Here is a 21,437-nt window from a genome sequence, read left to right on the forward strand (position 1 = left end):
GCTAGGACCTGCCGGGGTCGGGCAGCACCTTGGTCATCCCCGGCAGGAAGTCCGTGAACAGCTCGTGCACCTCGCGGACCAGCGGCCGCAGCACCCGGAAGCGGGCCAGGGACACCCCGCGCGCGGTGAGCCGTGCCCCGCGCTCGGCCAGCCGGTAGCTCCGCTCCCGGCCCTCGGTCCGGTCGAAGATCCAATACAGTACGAGCCCCATCTGGGAGAGCCACATCAACTCGGGCAGGACGTCGCGGAGTTCCTCCGGGACCTTGGTCTTCGTCGCGCCCGCCAGAACCTCGCGGTGGACGGAGACGGCCTCCACGCGCGCGTGTTCCGACTCGGGTGAGAAGGGGCTGAGGGGGCTGTCCGGGTCTGCGGCGTTCTTGAAGAACTGGACCGCGAACTCGTGGTACGGCGTCGCGATGTCCAGCCACACCTTCAGCACGCCCGCCAGCCGTGCCTCCAGGTCGGTCTCCTGGTCCAGGACTTCCCGGATCGCCACCCGGTGCTCGGCGGCGAGGCGGTCGTAGAAGCCCTGGATCAGGTGTTCCTTGCCGGCGAAGTAGTAGTACGCGTTTCCGACGGAGACCCCGGCCTCCTGGGCGATGGCCCGCATGGTCGTCTTGTCGTAACCCCGCTCCTGGAACAGCCGCATGGCGGTCTCCAGGATCAGCGCGCGGGTCTGCTCGGACTTGGTGGACGGCGCGGTGCCTTCGTCGGAGCCTTCGTTCTTTGCGGACACGGACAGAGAGCCTACGGGGTGGCGCACGCGTCGCCGTCGCAGCCCGGGGCGGTGTAGGTCCAGCCGTGGGAGGGGTCGTAGGACCACCCGTCCGTCCGCCGGTACACCGTCCCGCCCCACTGCCGCCGCTTCTGCCCCCACTGCGAGCCCCGCCACTTCGCCGCCGCCAGTACCGCCCCCTTGGCGAAGGGCGCTCCCGACGGCGTGCTCAGCCGGTGGGCGAGCGGCCGGTGCTCGCGCAGGGCCCACAGCGTGACGATCCAGGCGGCGGTGGAGCGGTAGACCTGGCCTGCGTCGCCCACGACGGTGATGTCGTCGAGGGTGGCGCGGTGGTCGAGGGTGGGAAAGCTGCGCCGGGCCTGCTCCGACGCCGCGGGCACGAACTCCAGCGGCACCAGCTGCGGCTGTCGGGTCAGCCAGTCGCGCAGGAAGGCGCACAGCGAGCAGTCGGCGTCGTAGAGGACGGTGAGCCGGCGGACCGGAACCGCGGGGACCCGGTCCGCCGTACCGCCGCTCACGCCCGCGCCTGCGGGGCGACCCAGTCCTGCGGGCCGACCGGCGGCACCTGCTCGCGCTCCATCACGCTGCGCCGCCGGATCTTGTTGAGGACGTACACATTGCTCAGGTGCATCACGCCGAGCACCAGCAGCACCACGCCGAGCTTGGTCGACAGGGCCTCGAAGATGCCGCGGGTGTCCTCGATCGTCTCGTCGCCGCTCAGGTACAGGGCGACGAAGCCGAGGTTGACGAGGTAGAAGCCGACCACCAGGAGGTGGTTGACGGCGTCGGCGAGCTGCTCGTTGCCGCGCAGGACGTCGGCGAGGAAGATCCGTCCGTTGCGGCTGAGCGTGCGGGCCACCCAGACGGTCAGTCCGATGCTGACCAGCAGGTAGATGACGTAGGCGATGACCGTACGGTCCATGCCCCACCCCTTCTTGAACGTGTTCAAAAAGCTGACGGGACGACTCTAGACCTGTTTTTGAACGCGTTCAACCACGTAGTCGGCCGGGAAGCCTCCGCGGGGGCCTCCTCAGGGGCGGCGCCCCAGCTCCGGGCGCTTCGTGTAGTCCGTGAACCCGATGACGTTCCCCCAGGGGTCGGCGACTTCGACGGTCCAGCCGGTGGCCACGGGGAAGGGTGCGTCGAGGGGCGTGATGCCGGCCGCCGCAAGCGACCGGGCCGCCGTCCGTGCGTCCGGGACCTCGATCCACAGGCGCGGGGAGGGCCACGGCGGCGGTCGGTGCCCCAGCCCCTCCTCCTGTCGCAGCAGGATTCCGGGCGTCTCGGCCCCGACCTTCAGCAGCGCGATCCCGGCCTCGTCGAACCGGAACCCCAACGCGAACCCGGCCCGCTCGTAGAACCCGACGGCCTCGCCGAGGTCCCCGACGGGCAGCAGTACGTTGTCGAACCCGAGCAGTTCGTACGACTCGTCATCTGACATAACGTCAGAATAGGTGTCGATTCGCCCGGAACCCGTGATTGTCAGTGGTGGCCCGTACTGTCGTCGGCATGGCAATCGTGACGTTCGTCGACGAGACGACTGCGGGGGAGCGGGGCGCGGGCTGGGAGCTCGAGGTCGCCGAGGAGCGGCTCACTGTGGGTGAGTTGATCCGGCGTCGGGTCTTCCAGGAGGTCGCCGAGTACAACGCGCGCACGCCGGGGGTGTTCCAGGGGCTGGTGCAGCCGAAGGACGCGGAGCGGGTGCTGAACGGGTACGCGCTGCGGACGCCACGCCGGATAGACCCTGAGACCCAGACCGAGCCGGCACTCAAGGCCTTCGCAGGGAACGGATTCCTGGTGCTGGTCGGAGACCGCCAGGTCACCGAACTCGACGAGGAGATCGAGCTCGCGCCGGGCACCGAGGTCACGTTTCTCAAGCTCGTACCGCTGGTGGGGGGATGACGGTGGGGGAGATCCAGACGTACAAGGAGCTGATCGGGCAGCGGGTCGCCGACGGCGAGTTGGGGGAGCTGGCCGTCGACATGCTCAGGGCGGCGGCCGCCAACAACGGCCACTGGAACGGCCTGTGGGCCGGAGTACTCGACCGCCTGCGCGAACAGCCGGCCGAGGTGCGCGCGCCGCTCGCCGACGCCCTCGTGGCGCTGTACCACTCGGCGAGCGAGGACTCGGACGCCCGCGAGCACGCCCTGACACTCGTCGGCATCCTGGCGCGCGGCCTGCCCGAGGACCGGCTCTCCACGGAGCGGCTCAAGGCACTCGACCAGCTCGCCCGACAGCACGGCCACTGGTACGGCTCGCACTCCGCCGTCCTCGCCGAGGCCGAACTGGCCGCCGGCCGACCCCTCGCGCCCGCCGTCGTCGCCTTCTACCGCCGCGCCGCCCTGGACACGTACCTCTCCAGCGACGACCCGGTGGTCCTGCTGGCGAAGAAGCTCACCGAGCCCGTCCTCAACGTCGGCGAGCAGTGGGCCGAACAGGCCCTCGGCGACGCCACCGGAGCGGACTGGCAGGCCCTGCTCGCCCACCTCGTCACGGCCACCGCCTCCAAGCCCAGCCCCAAGTGGGACCAGCGGGCCCGCACCCTCGTCGAGGCCGTCGGCGCCGACCGGGTCCGCGCGACCGCGCTGCCCTGGCTCGCCCTCGTCGGCCGCCCCAGGACCTTCCCCCTGGAAGAGGGGTACCCGACGGACCCCGTCAACCACACCTACGACCCCTACAACGCCAACGCCCTGCGCGGCCTCGCCTGGCTGCTCTCCCTCCTCCCGCCGCACCCGGACACCGCCCGCGCCCTGGGCGTCCTCGTCGAGACCTCGCTCAGGAAGGTCCCCGGCGTCGGCCCGCGCAACCCGAAGGTCGCCAACGCCGCCGTCCTCGCGCTCTCCCGCCTGGACGGCGCGGCGGCCCTGGCCGAACTCGCCCGTCTCGGCATCCGGTTGACGTACAAGGCCACGGCGAAGCTCGTCGACGCGGCCCTGGAGAACCGGGCCGCCGCCCTCGGTCTCGGCCGCGAGGAGATCGAGGAACTCGCCGTCCCCGCCTACGGGTTGACGGAGGTGGGCCGCGCCGAGCACCGGCTCGGGGATGTCACCGCCGTCCTCGGGATCGAGGGCACGAGGTGCCTGCTGGGCTGGCGCAACGCGGCCGGCAAGGTCGTGAAGAGCGTGCCCGCGGCCGTCCGCCGCGACCACCCCGACGAGCTCAAGGAACTCAAGGCCGCGGTCAAGGACATCGACAAGATGCTCTCGGCACAGAGCGAGCGCCTGGATCGTCAGTTCCTCGCCCGCCGCACCTGGTCCTACGACACCTGGCGCGAGCGCTACCTGGACCATCCCCTCGTCGGCACGCTTGCCCGCCGCCTCCTGTGGACGGTCGACGGCAGGACGGCCGGATACGCGGACGGCGCTCTGCGCACGCTCACCGACGACCCCGTCGCCGAAGGGGCGGAGGTCAGGCTCTGGCACCCGGTCGGACATGAGCCCGCCGAGATCGTCGCCTGGCGGGACTGGCTGGAGCGGCACGCCATCACCCAGCCGTTCAAGCAGGCCCACCGTGAGGTGTACCTGCTGACCGACGCCGAGCGCAGGACAGGGACGTACTCGAACCGTTTCGCGGCGCACGTCCTGCGCCAGCACCAGTTCAACTCGCTCGCCGCGATCCGGGGTTGGCGCAACAGGCTGCGGCTGATGGTCGACGACGAGGCTCCGCCGGCCACGCGTGAGCTGCCACAGTGGGGGCTGCGCGCCGAGTACTGGATCGAGGGCGACGGGGAGAACGGCGACGACACCGCCGCCGGGTCCGGCAGCTTCCTGCGCCTGCGCACCGACCAGGTCCGCTTCTACCCGATCGACGCACCGCAGAACTGGGCGCACTGCTGCGGGGGCGAGTACCGCATGTGGCTGCGGGACGGCGCCGACCCCGTCGACGCCCTTCCCCTCACCGACATGCCGCCCCTCGTCCTGTCCGAAGTCCTGCGGGACGTCGACCTGTTCGTCGGCGTGGCCAGCGTCGGCAACGACCCGACCTGGCAGGACGGCGGCCCCGGCGGCCGGTTCCGCGCGTACTGGTCGGGCTACAGCTTCGGCGCGCTCAACCAGAGCGCCGAGACCCGCAGGGCCCTGCTCGAACGCCTGATACCCCGCCTCGCGATAGCCGACCGCTGCACCATCGAGGGCCGCTTCCTGCACGTGAAGGGCGAACGCCACACGTACAAGATCCACCTGGGCTCGGGCAATATCCTGATGACCCCGAACGACCAGTACCTGTGCATCGTCCCGAAGTCCGACGCGAGCGCCCCGCAGGCCGGTTACCTGCCCTACGAGGGCGACCGCATGCTGGGCGTGATCCTGAGCAAGGCGCTCCTGCTGGCCGACGACCGGAAGATCACCGACCCGACGATCCTGAGCCAGCTGTGACTGTAGGGCTCGGCAGCAGCCCATCCGTCATGGGCTCAGGGCGATCTTGTGGGGCCAAGAAGGAGCGGGCCTCTCTCCCCCTTTGTTCGACATCGCACTCCATACTGAACACCGCTCAGGGGGTGTATGGGGAGGTAGGGCTTCGTGCGACGGGTGTTAGCGGTGCACTTCGCGCCGTGCGCGCTGTTCGTCGCCGGGGTGCTGGCTCTGGTGCGGGCAGGAAGCTTCACTGGCAGGAGTGACTGGGGGGCAGTGTGGCCGACGAGATCGACCACGATGCTGGGCGTAGTGGTGGCGGTCGTTGTCGGCGCGTCGCTGCTGGGCCTGCTGCTGCAGCCGTTCCAGGTGCGGGCGGTGCGCGTCCTCGAAGGGTACTGGGACCGATGGCCGTTCACCGCGAGACTTGCGGCGGTGCTTGCCCGTAAGCAGCGTCGGCGGTGGGAGGCGCTGCGGAAACAGGCCTACGAAACCGTAGACGGGGACCCGGATCCACAGGTGCAGGCCGATGCCCGTCGTCGCCTCGCCGTCCACCCGCCGGGCAATCTCCTGCTGCCCACGGCACTCGGGAACGCCTTGCGCGCGGGCGAGTTGAGCGCCGGTGAACGCTATGGCCTGGCAACGTTGACCTCCTGGCCGAGGATCTATCTCCAAGTGTCGGACCGGATGGCCGAGGCCCTCCGCTCCGCACGCGACGCGCTCGATACCGCCGTCAACCTCTGCTGGTCGTTTCTCGCCCTGGTCGGCACGAGCGCCGCGGCCCTGTACGACGAGCCGTCCGCCTGGTGGCTGTGCGGAACCGGTCTGCTGTTCGCGGCGATCGCGTACAAGGGCGCGGTGACGGTGGCGCAGACTTACTCGGGACTGATGCACGTCGTTTACGACCTGCACCGTTTCGACCTGCTGGACGCACTGCACCTGCCGCTTCCCCTCGATCGAGAGGGCGAGGAAGAGGTGTTCGCCGATGTGTCGGACCTGTTCGCCGGGACCAGGCCGGAGGGGGGCACATACGACCATTCAAGTGTGAGGGGCCTCTCGTCCCGAGCCCAGGACCATGGTGGTTCCAGGGAGGCATAGGTCCTCAAGGGCGCCAGGGGCCTCGGGGACGCCGGACGATTTGCCACGGAGAGCGCGGAACGGGTGGCTGGTCGCCCCGGGCGCGGGCTTCGGCCAGTTTCTGCTGGTGATACCGCAGTTGCTGCAAGGCGTCCCTACCCTCGTCGTCGATCCCATGGCACGAGGCATGGACAGCGGGTGGAAGGTCCCTGACGGGGCAGTCGAGATCGTGCTGAAGCAGAGCCTCGGCGTTGTGCTCCCGGAGGTAGGCGTCGATGGCGGTTGGCCCGGACTCGAGTGCCTCCTCCCACTTACGCAGGAAATGTTGGGCCCTCTGTACCAGCCCCAGGTCCGCGCGGCAGTCGCGATGCCGGCACTTCGTCGTGTGGGGTTGGTAACCGGGGAGAACTACCGCATGCATGGTCATCAAGGGCCTCCTTGACCGGTGTGGGAGCGGGAATGAGTGGCTCGCTTGTTGACTTCGCGCTTGAGTTTTTGCTGCCAATAGATCTCGTAGAGAGTGCAGCCCAGGACGATGACCGCAGCCCCCCAGCGCCAGGGCTTCTGGCTGCTGTCGTGTCCCGGAGCCAGCGCGGCGGCGACGCCGAACCCGAGGAGCACGGTCCCCGCGTTGAACAGACGGTTGGCCTTGTTGTTGTAGAAGACCCAGGTCGTGTAGTCGTTGCCCTGATCGGCGCACAACTTCCTGAACTCGTCGGCCCGTTGGGTGACCTCGGGTCCGTACCAGTCGAGGACGTCCTGTCGCGAGTAGAGGAACTTACGGGCGTGGTAGGCCAACTGGATGCTGTAGATCAGAGACATGGCTGACAACACGAGGACGAGAAGCGTCGGCCCGGACAGGAGGAACATCTCGTCCTTGGCTCCCGCCACCACTCCGGCGAGGCCGAGTGCGGCAGCCGCGAGTAGCGGAGCCGCCACGAACTGGGCTTCCTTGGCTCCCTGCCCGTATCCCAACGGAATCGGCTGTTCCCAGCCTGGCGTCACTTCGCCCATCGGTGTTGGCACCTGCCCCCGCCTTCTCGCACTCCCGTGGAGGTCAAGACGTTCGACAGGAGTGTGACGGTGGAATGTGTCCGTCGGCAGGAGCGCAAACCGGCCAAAACACCAGAGGGCCCTGTTTCCGAAGTGACGGAAACAGGGCCCTGATACAGCCTTGGGAAGATCAGAAGCGGCGCGTGATCAGCGCCCTCTTCACTTCCTGGATCGCCTTCGTGACCTCGATGCCGCGCGGGCAGGCGTCCGTGCAGTTGAAGGTCGTGCGGCAGCGCCAGACGCCGTCGCGGTCGTTCAGGATCTCCAGGCGCTGCTCGCCGGCCTCGTCGCGCGAGTCGAAGATGAAGCGGTGCGCGTTGACGATGGCGGCCGGGCCGAAGTACTGGCCGTCGTTCCAGAAGACCGGGCACGAGGAGGTGCAGGCGGCGCAGAGGATGCACTTCGTGGTGTCGTCGAAGCGCTCGCGGTCCTCGGCGGTCTGCAGACGCTCGCGCGTGGGCTCGTTCGTGTCCTTCGTGATGAGGAAGGGCATGACGTCCCGGTACGCCTGGAAGAACGGGTCCATGTCCACGACCAGGTCCTTCAGGACCGTGAGGCCCTTGATGGGCTCGACCGTGATCGGCTTCTCGGGGTTGATGTCCTTGATGAGGGTCTTGCAGGCGAGGCGGTTCTTGCCGTTGATGCGCATGGCGTCGGAACCGCAGATGCCATGGGCGCAGGAGCGGCGGAAGGTCAGCGTGCCGTCCAGGTCCCACTTGATCTTGTGGAGGCCGTCGAGGACGCGCTCCTTCGGGTCGATCTCCAGCTGGAAGTCTTCCCAGACCGCTTCCGCCGAGACCTCGGAGTTGAAGCGGCGGATGCGGAAGGTGACCGTGATGTACGGGGAGTCGGCGAAGCCGGGCTCGGGCTGACCGGCCGCGTCTGCCTTCTCCAGAGTCGGGGTTGCCATCAGTACTTACGCTCCATCGGCTGGTAGCGGGTCTGGACGACCGGCTTGTAGTCGAGACGGATGGACTCGGTGCCGTCGTCGCCCACCTCGCGGTACGCCATGGTGTGGCGCATGAAGTTGACGTCGTCGCGGTTCGGGTAATCCTCGCGGTAGTGACCGCCGCGGGATTCCTTGCGGGCCAGGGCGGACACGGCCATGACCTCGGCGAGGTCGAGCAGGTTGCCCAGCTCGACGGCCTCGAGGAGGTCGGTGTTGAACCGCTTGCCCTTGTCCTGGATCGAGACGTTCTTGTAGCGCTCGCGCAGCTCGGCGATCTTCTCGACGGCCGTCTTGATCGTCTGCTCGGTGCGGAACACCATGACGTTCGCGTCCATGGTCTCCTGCAGCTCGCGACGCAGGACCGCCACGCGCTCGGTGCCCGTGGAGGAGCGGAGCGCCTCCACCTGGGAGACCACCAGCTCCGCCGGGTTCTCCGGCAGCTCGACGAACTCCGCCTTCTGGCTGTACTCCGCCGCCGCGATGCCGGCCCGGCGGCCGAACACGTTGATGTCCAGCAGCGAGTTGGTGCCGAGACGGTTGGCGCCGTGCACCGACACGCAGGCGACCTCGCCGGCCGCGTACAGGCCGGGGACGACCGTCGTGTTGTCCGACAGGACCTCACCCTCGACGTTCGTCGGGATGCCGCCCATCGCGTAGTGCGCGGTGGGCTGGATCGGGATCGGGTCCGTGTACGGCTCGATGCCCAGGTACGTGCGCGCGAACTCGGTGATGTCCGGGAGCTTGGCGTCCAGCTGCTCCGGCGGGAGGTGCGTCAGGTCCAGGTAGACGTGGTCGCCCTCGGGGCCACAGCCACGGCCCTCGCGGATCTCCGTGTAGATGGAGCGCGAGACGACGTCACGGGACGCGAGGTCCTTCATGACCGGCGCGTACTTCTCCATGAAGCGCTCGCCGTCCTTGTTGCGGAGGATGCCGCCCTCACCACGGGCGCCCTCCGTCAGCAGGATGCCCATGCGCCAGATGCCGGTCGGGTGGAACTGGAAGAACTCCATGTCCTCCAGCGGCAGCCCGCGGCGGTACACGGCGGCCTGACCGTCACCGGTCAGGGTGTGCGCGTTGGACGTCACCTTGAAGAACTTGCCGCAGCCGCCGGACGCGTAGATCACGGCCTTCGCCTGGAAGACGTGGATCTCGCCGGTGGCGAGTTCGTACGCCACGACACCGGCCGACTTCTTGACGCCGTCGACCTCGGTGATCAGCTGGTCGAGGACGTAGAACTCGTTGAAGAACTCCACGCCCTCCTTCACGCAGTTCTGGTACAGCGTCTGGAGGATCATGTGGCCCGTGCGGTCCGCGGCATAGCAGGACCGGCGGACGGGCGCCTCACCGTGGTTGCGCGAGTGACCGCCGAAGCGGCGCTGGTCGATCGTGCCGTTCGGGGTGCGGTTGAACGGCAGGCCCATCTTCTCCAGGTCGAGGACCGAGTCGATGGCCTCCTTCGCCAGGATCTCGGCGGCGTCCTGGTCGACCAGGTAGTCACCACCCTTGACCGTGTCGAAGGTGTGCCACTCCCAGTTGTCCTCCTCCACGTTGGCCAGCGCGGCGGCCATGCCGCCCTGCGCGGCGCCCGTGTGGGAGCGGGTGGGGTAGAGCTTGGTCAGCACGGCGGTGCGGCTGCGCTTCGTCGACTCGATCGCGGCGCGCATGCCCGCGCCACCGGCGCCGACGATGACGGTGTCGTACTTGTGGATCTTCATGAGTCTCGTAACCCCGTGCCTAGCGGATGTTCGGGTCGAAGGTGAAGATCACCAGCGTGCCCAGCAGGATGGTGAACACCGTGGCCGTGTAGAGCAGGCCCTTGAGCCACAGGCGGGTGTTCGCGCGCTCCGCGTAGTCGTTGATGACCGTGCGCAGGCCGTTCGCGCCGTGCAGCATCGCGAGCCACAGCATCAGCAGGTCCCAGACCTGCCAGAAGGGGCTCGCCCAGCGGCCGGCCACGAAGGCGAAGCCGATCTTCGACACACCGCCGTCCAGCACGAGCTGGATGAGCAGGTGTCCGAGGACCAGGACGACCAGCACGACGCCGGACAGGCGCATGAAGAGCCAGCCGTACATCTCGAAGTTGCCCCGGGTGGACTTCGGGGACTTCTTGGTGCGCTTGCGCGGGGCCTCGATGAGGGGCGCCGGGTTGTCGACGTTGTAGAGGGACGCGCCCTCGACGGGGCCGACGCCGGAAGCGGTGGATTCGGTGGTGGCCATGGGTGTCAGCTCCCGAACAGTTCACGAGCGGCGTGACCGAGGACGGGGTAGATCGCCCCGATCATCAGCACGACCCACAGGCCTACGACGGACCAGAGCATCTGCTTCTGGTAGCGCGGGCCCTTCGACCAGAAGTCGACGGCGATGACGCGCAGGCCGTTGAGCGCGTGGAAGAGGATGGCGGCGACGAGGCCGTACTCCAGCAGTCCGACGATCGGCGTCTTGTACGTGGCCACGACCTTGTCGTAGGCCTCGGGAGACACACGGACGAGAGCGGTGTCCAGCACGTGAACGAACAGGAAGAAGAAGATGAGGACGCCGGTGACTCGATGAGCCACCCAGGACCACATTCCTTCCCGGCCGCGGTACAGCGTTCCAGCCGGCACGGAAGTCCCTCCGGGAGCGGGGATTGGGGCCGCGCCGGCTTGTGCTGTCGGTCGGGCCCGGCCGGGTACGGTCCTCCGGCCCCCAGCATCGTAGCGACGCGCTGCCGCTGGGCTTACGCCGGGCCTACCGGTGTGATCAAAGTGGCACGCGTTTGGGTGAGCGTTTGCGGCTTCTGAGGTGGGGTGTCATGTTATTTGCCGGGTGCGGGTTGGGGGTGGCGGGTCGCGCCGTTCCCCGCGCCCCTGAGCATCTCCAGCAGGCGTTGCCTCGCCAGGCGCCGCAGCTCCTCCGCGGCCACCACCCGTTCCTCCTCCGGATCGTTTGTCAAACGTGACCGGATGCCTTCCAGGACGTGGTCCAGGGTCTCGGTCGGGGAGAGGCCGTCCAGGCAGATCACGAAGGCGTGGCCGAAGCGGGACTCGTAGGCCGCGTGTGCCGCGCTCAGGGCGGTGTATGCCGCCCCGTACGTTCCGTCCGGCAGACTCGGCAGGGTCTCCGCGGCCAGGGCCTCCGCCAGGTCGCCCGGGGAGAGGTCGTACGCCGCCTCGTCGGAGGCTGCCAGGAGGGACTCGGTGTCCGGGTAGGGGCGGTGGTCGGCGATGCGGTCCGCCCAGCGGAGGCTGCGGAGGCAGTCCAGGAGGAGTTTGCGGGCGCCGGACGCGGGGGCGGTGTTGAAGGCGTCGAGGATGGTGGGCAGGGTCGGTATGGCCGGCCGGCCAGGGAGGTGTGTGGGCGTCACGTGTGTTTCGGCAGAGGAAGCTGTGAGAAGTGTTGCGTCACGTTATCGGGAGTGGACGTGACGTGTCCGAGGGATGCCCGAATTTCACCCGCAAGGGAGAGTTTCGGAACGTGTGGTGGACGCATCCCGCCGTCCGAGGGTCTTAGGTTGAAGCTGTGAGTCAGCACAGGCGCCGGCGTCCGGCGCGGAACGTGAAGACCGGGGTCCTGATCGGCGCGGCGATGGCCGTGACGGTCGGGGCCGGGGTGAGTCTCGGCCTGTGGGCCTCGGGGGACGGCGACAGCAGTCCGGCAGGGGCGTCGCGCCAGCAGCAGCCCTCCGAGGGGAAGTCGGCCGGGTCGTCCAGGGCGGAGCGCGCGAAGAGTCCTTCGCCGAGTCCGAGTCGGTCGTACCCGCTGTCGCAGGCTCCCCGCACCATCCCCGCCGTCGCGTCCCACACCGCCGCCCGTGGGCCCGGCTGGCGTCCGGCGCGCGGTGAGCGGGTCGTGGTGAACGACGCGGAGCTGGCCGACGAGGGGCGGCTGATCGCCTCCGAGCTGGGGCTCACCTACGCAGGTGAGAAGGACGACGTGAAGGCCGGGGACGTGCGGCTCGCGGTGAATGAAGGGGGAGGGGCGAACCCGGAGTCGTACAGCATGACCGTGCGTGGCGGGCGGGTCGGCATCAGTGGGCCGACCGACGCCGGGGTGTTCTACGGCACCCGGACGCTCAAGCAGGAGGTGCACGGCGGCGGGACCGCGCCCGAAGGGGTCGTGCGGGACCAGCCGGCCAAGGCGGTGCGCGGGTTCATGCTCGACATGGCGCGCAAGTACTTCACCGCGGGGTGGATCGAGGACCGGGTGCGGGAGCTCGGGGACCTCAAGTTCAACCAGCTGGGGCTGCACTTCTCCGACGACCAGGGGTTCCGGATCGAGTCCGACAGCCATCCCGAGATCGTGTCGCAGCAGCATCTGACCAAGGCCGAGGTCAGAAAGATCGTCGCGCTCGCGGCGAGTCGGCACATCACGGTCGTTCCTGAGATCGATTCGCCCGGGCATCTGGGAGCGGTCATCGCCGCCCACCCCGAATTGCAGCTGCGCAATGCCCAGGGAGTCGCCGCGAGCGGTGCGATCGACATCTCGAAGCCGGGCGCCGCCAAGATCGTCGACGACCTGCTGAACGAGTACGCCGATCTCTTCCCGGGCAGCCAGTGGAATCTGGGCGGCGACGAGTACCGGGCGCTCATGGTGACCGACCCGGCTGCCTCCTATCCGCAGTTGGCCGCCGCCGCCAAGGAGGCCTACGGCTCCGGGGCGACCGTCTCCGATCTGACGACCGGGTGGCTCAACGACCGTGCCGACACCATGCGCGCCCACGACAAGACCATGCGCGTCTGGAACGACGGGTTCTTCCGGGGGACGTCGGTGCAGCCGGCCAAGGATCTGCAGGTCGCGTACTGGACCGGGAAGGAGATCGGGGCGCGGCAGCCCGTGGAGTATCTGAGCGCGGGGCGGAAGGTCGTCAACTACAACGACGAGTTCTTCTACTACGTGCTCGGGCAGCCGAACAGGTTCTACTATCCGACCGGCCGGCGGATCTACGAGCAGTGGACGCCGCGGGTCGTGCGGGGCACGGTGGCCGTGCCGGCGAGGTACGACGGACAGATCCTCGGCGGGACCTTCGCCGTGTGGTGCGACTTCCCCAACGCACAGACGCAGAACCAGGTCGCGGCCGGGATCAGGATGCCGCTCAGGGCAACGGTCCAGAAACTGTGGGATTCCGGGCGGCCCTCGCTGTCCTGGACCCAGTTCAAGGCGCTGGCCGCCAAGCTGGGCTGATCCTGTTGCCGCATACGGCTGTGAACTGGCGTACGACTGTGGTGTATTCAGTGCGAGCCGCAGTCGAGAAGCCGTGGGGGAGCGGGACATGGGCTACTGGGGGTACTACGTCGTGGCGCGCAGCGAGCGGCCGCTCGCCGAGCTGGACGCGCTGGCCGGGGCCGAGGAGGGCATGGAGCTACGGGCCGAGGCGTCCGGTGGGTGGCAGGTCTGGGAGTACCCGAGCGGGGACGGCGAGGTCGGCAACATGAACGTCCTCGCCGCGGAGACGGGGGCGCCCGCGCTCTTCGGGTACGTCATGGACAGTGACTGTGTGGTCGTCGAGGCGGCGGCGCCGGAGAGCGGGGCGTGGACCACGTGTCTGGCGCGGGCGGCGATGGCCGGGTATCTCGACGCCGGGAACGAGGGGCTGACCCTCGAGGACTACTTCCTGGAGCCGCGTGACGCCGCGGAGCGGGCTGTCGCGTGGGCCGAGGAGGCGGGGTACGGCGTCGAGGCCGAGCCGCTGGTGGACGTGCTGACCGCCGAGCCCGATCCATTGGCCGAAAATCTCTTCTTCCGGTTGCTGGACCGACTGGGTGTGGTGCCGCTGTGACACTCCCGAGCCGTCGCACGCAGTAAGGGGAAGTGCGGGCTCCGTTAAAGGTGGGGCCCGGTTCTACCCTGCAAGCGCCCGCAGAGGGAGGCATGGATGAGCCTGGTTGAGCTGATCGCTCAGGCCGACGAACGCGGACTGGCCGCCAGCGGGTTGGCTTGTTTGGATCGGTGCGTGCCGTTGCTGGGGGGTGACGACGAGGTGCTACGGCCGTTGTGGGGGAGCCTTTCCGGCGCAGGGGAGGCCGGCGACTGGGGCGAACTGCTGGAGCAGGTGCGGGGGAAGCTGTCTGCCGACGACACCGGTGACGACGAGGTGGTGTTGCTGGCCCGGCGGATGCTGGAGGCCGCACCGGTCGGGCGGGGCGGGTCGGAGATGAGGATGTGGGCCGACGCTTGTTCCGTCGCCGCCCTGCAGATTCATCGGCTGCTCGATCCCCAGCGGGACGCGGTTCCGGTCGACGGTCCTCGTGAAGGTCGCACGGAGGGGATGTCGCCCCTTGTTGCTGCTGAGCTGCGTCGTCAGATCGCCGTTCTGGAACTTCTTGCCAGTCACGGTGTGGGTGGCCTGCGGCCTGCTCTGGAGGTGTCCACGGAGGGGCGGCGTGTTCTGCGGGCCGTCGTCAGGCGCAGGGCTCGCCGGAGGTAGTGCCTCGACGGAGCGTGAATCATTGCAGGCAGCACTTCACCACTGCATCGCCGTACTCCGCCGTTCTCGCGTAGAACGCTGTCAGGTCGCGGTGGGTTGCCGCGAAGAGGTCGTGCAGGTCGGGGTCGGCCTTGGTCCGGCTCCAGAGTGCCTCGAAGTCGGTCGAGGCGAGGTACGCGGCCGTCTCGGCCGTGCGGGCGGCCGACAGGAGGAGGAACGGTCGGTGTCCGATCGGGGTGCCGCCCAGGATCACGTCGGTTCCCGCGTACAGCGCGTCCTGGTCGAGGTAGTGCCGGTCCAGCATCTCCTCTCGGTGACGGTCGAGGCGTAGGCGCACTGTGTCCCAGTTGTCCTCGAACAGCCGTTGGAACCAGTGCTCGCTGTTACGCAGAGCGGACGGGTGTACCGCGCGGAGGTGGAAGTACGTGCTCATCAGTGACAGGAGCGCATGGGAGGGACGAAGCGTCACTGTTCTGTGGTCGTCGTGGGGTGGACGTGGGGCGGTCCTGCACCGGTCTCGGGAAGTGTCCGGAATGCGCGTGACGCAGCGCACGCAGTCCCCGCTCCTGTCTGTGTGACTACCTTCCAGGAGACGAGCAGGCCGAACGCGGCGACGAAGCCCGTGCGTTGGGCGGCGGACGTGGTGGCGGCGATGCGGGAGGGGGCGCGGCTGCGCCTCGACTACTCGGCGCAGAGTCTGTGGCGCGTCGACCGGATGATCGACGAGATACGGCGGGAGGGCGTGCAGTACGCCGCCGTGGAGAAGGCGCTGCGCGGGTTCGGGGCCTACGCCGGTGAGGTGATCGTGCGTCAGACGGGCGCCGAGTGGTGGATGAGCGGCGGCGACCACTGGGTGCGGACGCCGGACGGGCGGATGTGGGACCCGGTGGACGAGGCCCGGCGCTGTTTTCAGGGGGACGGGTCGCTGCGGTTGCTCTGCCGGGACGCGGTGGCAAAATCGACGTAATAAGAGACGCCGGCGTTCCCAAACGGGTGTGACCGAGCGCACGATGGGGGCATGGCCGACAACCGACGTTGGTGGGCTCTCGTTGTCATCGCGCTCGCCCAGCTGATGGTCGTCCTCGACATGACCATCGTCAATATCGCCCTGCCCTCCGCCCAGGCCGCCCTGCACATGTCGGACGCCAACCGGCAGTGGGTCATCACCGCGTACACCCTGGCCTTCGGCGGTCTGCTGCTGCTCGGCGGCCGGGTGTCCGACCTGGTCGGACGCCGGACCACCTTCGTGATCGGGCTGCTCGGCTTCGCCGCCGCCTCCGCGCTCGGCGGGGCCGCCGCCAACTCCGGGATGCTGTTCGGGGCACGTGCCCTGCAGGGCGTGTTCGCGGCGCTGCTCGCGCCGTCCGCCCTGTCCCTGCTCGCGACGACGTTCACCGACCCCAAGGACCGGGGGAAGGCGTTCGGCATCTTCGGCGCCATCATCGGTGCGGGGGCCGCCGTCGGTCTGCTCGCCGGCGGGTTCCTCACCCAGTACCTGAACTGGCGCTGGTGCCTCTACGTCAACGTCCCCATCGCCCTGGTCGCCTTCTTCGGCGCCCTGGCCCTGCTCGCGCCCGGGGAGCGGCACCCCGACGCCCACCTCGACGTGCCGGGGGCGCTGCTCGGCTCGGCCGGGATGCTCTCGCTCGTCTACGGCTTCTCCGAGGCGGAGTCGAGGGGTTGGAGCGACGGTCTGGTGCTGACGCTGCTCGCCGCCGGGGTCGTGCTGCTCGCCGGGTTCGGGCTGTGGCAGACGCGGGCGCGGGTGCCGTTGCTGCCGGTGTCGGTGGTGAAGGACCGTCAGCGGGTGGGCGCCTTCCTGACCGTGCTGCTCACCACCATCGGCATGTTCGGCGTCTTCCTGTTCCTGACCTACTACATGCAGGGCGTCCTCGGATACTCGCCGGTCAAGACGGGCGTCGCCTATCTGCCCATCACCGTCGGGATGGTCATCGGGTCGACGCAGATCGCGGCCCGGCTGCTCAACAGGGTGCCGCCGCGGGCCCTGATGGTGCCGGGGCTGCTGCTCGCGGCCGGCGCGCTGGCGATCATCGCGCAGGTACGGACCGAGCCGGCGTACGCCTCGCACATCCTCCCCTCGATGCTGATGCTGGGGGCGGGCATGGGTACGGCGATGATGACGTCCGTGTCCCTGGCCACCGGGAGTGTCGCGCCGCGTGACGCGGGAGCGGCCTCCGCCACCTTCAACACCGCTCAGCAGGTGGGCGGTTCGATCGGTACGGCGCTGCTGAACACCATCGCCGCCAGCGTGACCTCGCGGTACCTCACGGCACACGCGGGGCCGGGGGCGAACCCGAAGGAGCTCCAGGCGAAGGCGCTGGTGCACGGCTTCAACGTCGCCACCTGGTGGGCGATGGGCGCGCTGCTGATGGGCGCGCTGGTCGCCGGGCTGGTCGTGAACGCGGACCGGGCGCCCACCCCGCAAGCTGCGCAGGAGCGGACGCCCGAACCGGTCGATACGGCCACCTGATGACGGCTACTTGATGTACACCAGGCCGTCCGTCGTGATCGTCGGGCGGCCGCTGGTGCCGACGACCACGATCTTCACGGTGTGCTTGGCGCTGCTCGACCAGGTCTTCGTCCAGATGGCCTGGCGGTAGGCGGTGGTCGAGGACTTGAGGTCGACGGTCGCGACCTTGGTGCCGTCGACGTAGACGTACGCCTGCCCGGAGGTGGACGCCCGCGAGACCACCCAGGACGCCGACCGGCCGGTGAACGTCCAGCTCAGGCTCGCGCCCTTCGAACCGCTGGAGTACGACGTGCCGCCGAGGTAGCTGGAGGACGAACGGCTCGTCCACGTACCGGACTTGGTGGCCGAGGTCTCCTGCAGGATCACCGGCGTGTAGGAGGGCGAGGAGGTGCGGGTGTTGCCCGCGTAGTCGTATGCCTTCATCGACCAGGTGCTCGCGGAACCGGACTTGGCGGTCTGCTGGGAGCTGGTCGTCGTCGGGCCGAAGGTGGCCGTGGTCGGGGTCAGCAGGCCGACCGACTTCAGGGCCGCGCTGTCGGTGGCCTTCCAGGCGAGGGTCACCGGGACGGCGGTGGTGTTGACCGTGCCGGTGCGCAGGGAGATCTTCGGCGTGCTGGTGAAGGTCGGCGCGGTGGTGTCCGTGACGAAGGACAGCGACGAGGTGGTCGTCGTCTTTCCGGACTGGTGCACGGCCCGTACCGCGACGGTGTGGCTGCCCGAGGCCAGGGTGGCGGCGGCCGAGGTGGCCGTACCGGCGGCGGTCGCGGCGACCTTCCCGTCCACCAGCAGCTCGAACTTCGAGATCAGCGAACCCGGCGTGGTCGTCGACCACGTCACGGTGATCGCGCCCTTGGTGTAGTACGTCGACCCGGACAGGCCCGCGCCGGAGACCGAGGCGACCTTCAGCCCCTGTACCGGGCCGGACGCCCAGGCGCGGACGGTGGGCAGCTGGGCGTAGAGGGAACCGCCCGGGCACTGGGTGTTGTAGCCGTCGCGGTGGCCGGAGATCCGGTTGAAGGTGTAGGAGTCGCCGGCGGTGAAGCTGGTGCCGAAGTAGTCGGTCTGGGTCGCGCCCGCCTTGAGCTGCACGGTCGTCGACGGGTCGGCGTCGTACTGGCCGAGCTTCCAGGCGGCGATCCGGGCGACCGACTCCAGGGCCGCGTTGGTGGCGCCGGTGGTGGTGTAGTCACCGAGGACCGCGATACCGGCCGACTCCCGGTTCCAGCCGTAGGTGTGCGCGCCGAGCACCGGGAGGTCGACGCCGCCCTTGCGGCCCTCGAAGATCGTGCCGCACTTGTCGACCAGGAAGTTGTAGCCGATGTCGTTCCAGCCGTTGGTCTGTGTGTGGTACGCGTAGATGCCCCGCACGATCGCCGCGGAGTCGGAGCACGAGTAGTCGTTCGTGCCGTCCGTGTGGTGCACGAAGACGGCCTTCACATCGGCGTTGTACTCCGACGGGTCCGGGCTCAGCGACTCGTCGGCGCCCCAGCCCGAGCGGGAGACGATGGGCGGCTCGGGGACGGTCGACGGGGGAGCGGTCGGGGTGGTGGCCGACGGGGACCCGGAAGCCGAGGCCGACGTCGAGTCACTCGGCGACGCGCTGGTGCTGTCGGTCGGGGACACCGAGTCGGTGGGGGACACCGAGTCGGTCGGCGTCACGGAGTCCGTCGGTGACGTGCTGTCGCTCGGGGTCACGTCCTGCGCGTACGCGGCCGTCTCCACCTTCTGCTTCTGCTCGGCGGCGGTCGCCACGCCCGGGTCGACCAGGTTGACCTGGAGGCCCTTGGGCAGACCGGTGCTGGTGGAGCCGTCCTTGTGGACGACCTGGACCTGGACGCCGTCCGCCGGGCCGACCCACAGCGGCTCGGAGGCGCCGCGCGCGTCGGCGCCGGCCTCCGGGTCCTGCAGCGGGTCGACGTTCGTCTCGAGGTCCTGCCAGGCGCTCCACTCGCCGGTCCCGACGCTTCGGGTGCGGACCTGGGCGGTGCCGTGCAGCCGCTTGGCCGGTCCCGTCCAGGAGACGCCGAGCATCGAGAACTGCTTGGTCGCCGTGCGCGCCAGCTCCCGCCTGCCGCTGCCGGCGCTCTTCAGCGAGAGGTCGTAGACCTTCACCGGCCGCTTGGGCTGTCCCTCGGCCGAGTGACCGGAGGACGTACTGGCGACGGCGTACGACACCACACCCCCACCGCCCAGGACCACCGCACCGAGCGTCAGCCAGGCCCGTCGCTTCATGCTCAACGGTCTGTACGCGCGCGTCCCGCGAGGACTCAACTACCCCACCCCTAGAAAAAAGGCCCCGACAGAGGGCCTCTGGAAGACTCATGAGTGCCGGACCTGACACAGCTGTCACACCTGTCACAGCCCAGGCAGCACTTACACACAGCGTTGAACCATGGCCAAATGTCACTGGGGTGGCTGCGGGGTTCCGATGGCTCCGCGGGGGGTGCGACACGCCCGGGATGCCTGACCACCTGTGACACTTCGGTGACGCGCGGCGCTGTTGACCGTGGAGGCGTGCGCACGGACGGGGTGGGCACGGGGCGGGTCCGGCAGGGCCCCCTCCGCACTCGTACGAACGAGGACTGTTGTTGGGCCAGGGACGGGAACCCCGCCGCGCGCAGGCGTACGACGGGGAGTTGGGCGCGGCCGTCGCGCGGGCCCAGGAGGGCGACGAGGCCGCGTTCGCGGTCGCGTACCGGATCGTGCAGCCCGGACTGCTCGGCTATCTCCGCGGGATCGTCGGCGACGACGCGGAGGACGTCGCCTCCGACGCCTGGCTGGAGATCGCCCGGGACCTCGGCCGTTTCAAGGGGGACGGCGCCGGTTTCCGGGGCTGGACGGCGACGATCGCCCGGCACCGGGCGCTGGACCATCTGCGCCGCCTGAAGGTACGGCCGCGCTCCTCGGCCCTGGAACAGGACGTCCTCGATCTCCCCGGCCGGCACACCACCCACGACGAGGCGCTGGAGGCCCTGTCCACGGAACAGGCCCTGGCCCTGGTCCGCAGCCTGCCCCGGGACCAGGCGGAGGCCGTGCTCCTGCGTGTGGTCGTGGGCCTCGACGGCCCCGCCGCGGCCCGCGTCCTCGGCAAACGCCCCGGGGCCGTCCGGACGGCCGCCCACCGTGGCCTGAAGCGCCTCGCCGACCGCCTCGGCGCCGCGGGTGTGACGAATGAGGACCCCCGGACGCTGGGTGAGTCGAAGTGAACGGCAGCGACGACAGACGCGTCAACTACGACATGAGTGGCGTGAGCGGGCTGTGCGCCGGGAGCGCCGGCCGTGGCAGGAGCGCCGGGTGCGGCCCGGGTACGGGCAGTGGCCCGGACGACGCGGGTGGCGGTGTCGGCGTGGCTGCCGGTGGTGGTCGGGGCGTCGAGGGTCGCCGTCTCGGCATGACGGTCGGTCGTGGCCCGGGTGTTGTGGGCGGCGTGGCCGTCATGGGCCAGGGGAGCAGCTGCGGCGGGCTCCGGCTGTCGGGTGTGAACAGGGTGTCGGACACGGATGGATACGGGCATGGGTGAGCGGCAGAGCGGCGGGAGTGGTCCCGGTCGTCGGCGTGTGCACCCTGGCGTCGGCGTGTCGGGGGCAGGAGAGCAGGGTGGTGGGGCCGAGGTCGAGGTCCTGCTGGCCGGGGCCATACGCTCCGGTGACCCGGACTGCGAGGGCGAGCGGCGGGCCGTGGTCGCCTTCCGTGCCGCCCGTGACGCCGGGGCGCACCTGGCGCGGACCCGGCGGCGCGACGACTGGCGGCCCCGTGAGCGTGGGCGCGCCCGGCGTTCCCTCAGGGCCACGCTGACGTTGGCGCTGGCCGGGCTCACCGCCGGAGGCGTCGCGTTCGCGGCGATCGGTACGGCCGGGCACTCCGACGACGGTCACGCGGCCCGGCAGCGCGAGCACCGGCCGGTCGGGACACCCGCGGCCTCCAGCGCGCCGGGCACCCCCAGCACCTCGGCGACACCGGACCGCCCCGCCACGGCCAACGACACCGAGGCCCACTGCGCGGCGTACGAGCGCGTCAAGGGCAACGGCAAGGCCCTGCAGTCGACCGCCTGGCAGCGGCTGATCACCGCCGCGGGCGGCGAGCAGAACGTCGCCGCGTACTGCGCGCGGCAGCTGGGGCAGGATCCGGCGAAGAAGCCCAAGAAGACGGAGCCGGGCAACTCCGCGGCCAATTCCACGGCGGCCAATTCCACGGCGGCCAAGAACAAGTCCGCGAAGAAGAAGTAGCGGAAGCGGCCGGGTTTCGGGGCGGTCGGCAAAGGCTTGCGGCCCGGTGGAACGATCCACGCCGAACCAGCAGGCCGGCACGCCGAACGGCCCAAGGCATCGGCCTCTGCAGATCTGTTGAGCCCCTGAACGCGTTGGTCATGGAAGACGCCC

At 69.6% G+C, this 21,437-nt stretch carries 22 protein-coding genes; 10 read left to right on the plus strand and 12 right to left on the minus strand.

Features of this window, described 5'->3' with window-relative positions; all coding sequences use genetic code 11:
• Position 1: 1 nt before the first annotated feature.
• The 4 genes from ACWC09_RS24720 to ACWC09_RS24735 all read right to left on the minus strand — a co-directional run bounded on the left by ACWC09_RS24720 (position 2) and on the right by ACWC09_RS24735 (position 2,177).
• Positions 2-736 (minus strand): TetR family transcriptional regulator, encoded by a 735-nt coding sequence (locus tag ACWC09_RS24720; RefSeq protein ID WP_450852756.1) that lies wholly within the window; start codon positions 734-736, stop codon positions 2-4.
• A gap of 11 nt (positions 737-747) precedes the next feature.
• Complete coding sequence (locus tag ACWC09_RS24725) at positions 748-1,254, minus strand: thiol-disulfide oxidoreductase DCC family protein (protein ID WP_450852757.1); 507 nt, start codon at positions 1,252-1,254, stop codon at positions 748-750.
• Positions 1,251-1,658, minus strand: a complete 408-nt coding sequence (locus ACWC09_RS24730; protein WP_450852758.1) for a hypothetical protein — start codon at positions 1,656-1,658, stop codon at positions 1,251-1,253. Before ACWC09_RS24730 ends, ACWC09_RS24725 begins: the two co-directional genes overlap by 4 nt.
• 108 nt (positions 1,659-1,766) lie before the next feature.
• Complete coding sequence (locus ACWC09_RS24735; protein WP_450852759.1) at positions 1,767-2,177, minus strand: VOC family protein; 411 nt, start codon at positions 2,175-2,177, stop codon at positions 1,767-1,769.
• A gap of 68 nt (positions 2,178-2,245) precedes the next feature.
• On the opposite strand from ACWC09_RS24735, the gene ACWC09_RS24740 reads away from it, so the two are divergent.
• The 3 genes from ACWC09_RS24740 to ACWC09_RS24750 all read left to right on the plus strand — a co-directional run bounded on the left by ACWC09_RS24740 (position 2,246) and on the right by ACWC09_RS24750 (position 6,183).
• A complete protein-coding gene (locus ACWC09_RS24740) occupies positions 2,246-2,638 on the plus strand; it encodes a hypothetical protein (protein ID WP_450852760.1) in 393 nt (130 codons plus the stop codon).
• Positions 2,635-5,109, plus strand: coding sequence for a DUF4132 domain-containing protein (locus tag ACWC09_RS24745; RefSeq protein WP_450852761.1), 2,475 nt, complete (start codon positions 2,635-2,637; stop codon positions 5,107-5,109). Before ACWC09_RS24740 ends, ACWC09_RS24745 begins: the two co-directional genes overlap by 4 nt.
• 162 nt (positions 5,110-5,271) lie before the next feature.
• Complete coding sequence (locus ACWC09_RS24750) at positions 5,272-6,183, plus strand: hypothetical protein (RefSeq protein WP_450852762.1); 912 nt, start codon at positions 5,272-5,274, stop codon at positions 6,181-6,183.
• A 405-nt stretch (positions 6,184-6,588) separates the two neighbouring features.
• Here the strand turns inward: ACWC09_RS24750 and ACWC09_RS24755 are convergent, their stop codons facing one another.
• The 6 genes from ACWC09_RS24755 to ACWC09_RS24780 all read right to left on the minus strand — a co-directional run bounded on the left by ACWC09_RS24755 (position 6,589) and on the right by ACWC09_RS24780 (position 11,507).
• Positions 6,589-7,176: a hypothetical protein gene (locus ACWC09_RS24755; protein WP_450852763.1), complete on the minus strand. Its 588-nt coding sequence runs from the start codon at positions 7,174-7,176 to the stop codon at positions 6,589-6,591.
• A 169-nt stretch (positions 7,177-7,345) separates the two neighbouring features.
• On the minus strand, positions 7,346-8,125 hold the full coding sequence (locus ACWC09_RS24760) for a succinate dehydrogenase iron-sulfur subunit (RefSeq protein ID WP_450852764.1): 780 nt from the start codon (positions 8,123-8,125) through the stop codon (positions 7,346-7,348).
• Complete coding sequence (sdhA, locus tag ACWC09_RS24765; protein WP_450852765.1) at positions 8,125-9,879, minus strand: succinate dehydrogenase flavoprotein subunit; 1,755 nt, start codon at positions 9,877-9,879, stop codon at positions 8,125-8,127. Before sdhA ends, ACWC09_RS24760 begins: the two co-directional genes overlap by 1 nt.
• Positions 9,880-9,898: 19 nt before the next feature.
• Positions 9,899-10,381, minus strand: coding sequence for a succinate dehydrogenase hydrophobic membrane anchor subunit (locus ACWC09_RS24770; protein ID WP_450852766.1), 483 nt, complete (start codon positions 10,379-10,381; stop codon positions 9,899-9,901).
• A gap of 5 nt (positions 10,382-10,386) precedes the next feature.
• The gene (gene sdhC / locus ACWC09_RS24775; protein WP_450852767.1) at positions 10,387-10,767 is read right to left on the minus strand and encodes a succinate dehydrogenase, cytochrome b556 subunit; all 381 of its coding nucleotides are present in this window, start codon (positions 10,765-10,767) and stop codon (positions 10,387-10,389) included.
• 191 nt (positions 10,768-10,958) lie between these two features.
• Complete coding sequence (locus ACWC09_RS24780) at positions 10,959-11,507, minus strand: 2-oxo-4-hydroxy-4-carboxy-5-ureidoimidazoline decarboxylase (RefSeq protein ID WP_450852768.1); 549 nt, start codon at positions 11,505-11,507, stop codon at positions 10,959-10,961.
• Between the two features lie 221 nt (positions 11,508-11,728).
• On the opposite strand from ACWC09_RS24780, the gene ACWC09_RS24785 reads away from it, so the two are divergent.
• The 3 genes from ACWC09_RS24785 to ACWC09_RS24795 all read left to right on the plus strand — a co-directional run bounded on the left by ACWC09_RS24785 (position 11,729) and on the right by ACWC09_RS24795 (position 14,567).
• Positions 11,729-13,324 (plus strand): beta-N-acetylhexosaminidase, encoded by a 1,596-nt coding sequence (locus ACWC09_RS24785; protein WP_450852788.1) that lies wholly within the window; start codon positions 11,729-11,731, stop codon positions 13,322-13,324.
• A gap of 88 nt (positions 13,325-13,412) precedes the next feature.
• Positions 13,413-13,919: a hypothetical protein gene (locus tag ACWC09_RS24790; RefSeq protein WP_450852769.1), complete on the plus strand. Its 507-nt coding sequence runs from the start codon at positions 13,413-13,415 to the stop codon at positions 13,917-13,919.
• A 96-nt stretch (positions 13,920-14,015) separates the two neighbouring features.
• A complete protein-coding gene (locus tag ACWC09_RS24795) occupies positions 14,016-14,567 on the plus strand; it encodes a hypothetical protein (protein ID WP_450852770.1) in 552 nt (183 codons plus the stop codon).
• Between the two features lie 19 nt (positions 14,568-14,586).
• On the opposite strand, the gene ACWC09_RS24800 is transcribed toward ACWC09_RS24795, so the two are convergent.
• The gene (locus ACWC09_RS24800; protein WP_450852771.1) at positions 14,587-15,000 is read right to left on the minus strand and encodes a DUF1877 domain-containing protein; all 414 of its coding nucleotides are present in this window, start codon (positions 14,998-15,000) and stop codon (positions 14,587-14,589) included.
• A gap of 141 nt (positions 15,001-15,141) precedes the next feature.
• Here ACWC09_RS24800 and ACWC09_RS24805 point away from each other — a divergent pair, with 141 nt between their 5' ends.
• Positions 15,142-15,534, plus strand: a complete 393-nt coding sequence (locus ACWC09_RS24805; protein ID WP_450852772.1) for a hypothetical protein — start codon at positions 15,142-15,144, stop codon at positions 15,532-15,534.
• A 51-nt stretch (positions 15,535-15,585) separates the two neighbouring features.
• Positions 15,586-17,058, plus strand: a complete 1,473-nt coding sequence (locus tag ACWC09_RS24810) for an MFS transporter (RefSeq protein ID WP_450852773.1) — start codon at positions 15,586-15,588, stop codon at positions 17,056-17,058.
• 6 nt (positions 17,059-17,064) lie between these two features.
• On the opposite strand, the gene ACWC09_RS24815 is transcribed toward ACWC09_RS24810, so the two are convergent.
• Complete coding sequence (locus ACWC09_RS24815) at positions 17,065-19,290, minus strand: peptidoglycan recognition protein family protein (protein ID WP_450852774.1); 2,226 nt, start codon at positions 19,288-19,290, stop codon at positions 17,065-17,067.
• Positions 19,291-19,646: 356 nt separating this feature from the next.
• On the opposite strand from ACWC09_RS24815, the gene ACWC09_RS24820 reads away from it, so the two are divergent.
• Complete coding sequence (locus ACWC09_RS24820; protein WP_450852775.1) at positions 19,647-20,264, plus strand: RNA polymerase sigma factor; 618 nt, start codon at positions 19,647-19,649, stop codon at positions 20,262-20,264.
• 369 nt (positions 20,265-20,633) lie between these two features.
• Positions 20,634-21,284 carry a hypothetical protein gene (locus tag ACWC09_RS24825; RefSeq protein WP_450852776.1) on the plus strand — a complete coding sequence of 217 codons (651 nt, stop codon included), beginning with the start codon at positions 20,634-20,636 and terminating at the stop codon, positions 21,282-21,284.
• The last annotated feature ends 153 nt before the right edge of the window (positions 21,285-21,437 follow it).

This window comes from Streptomyces sp. NPDC001617 (assembly GCF_053596855.1).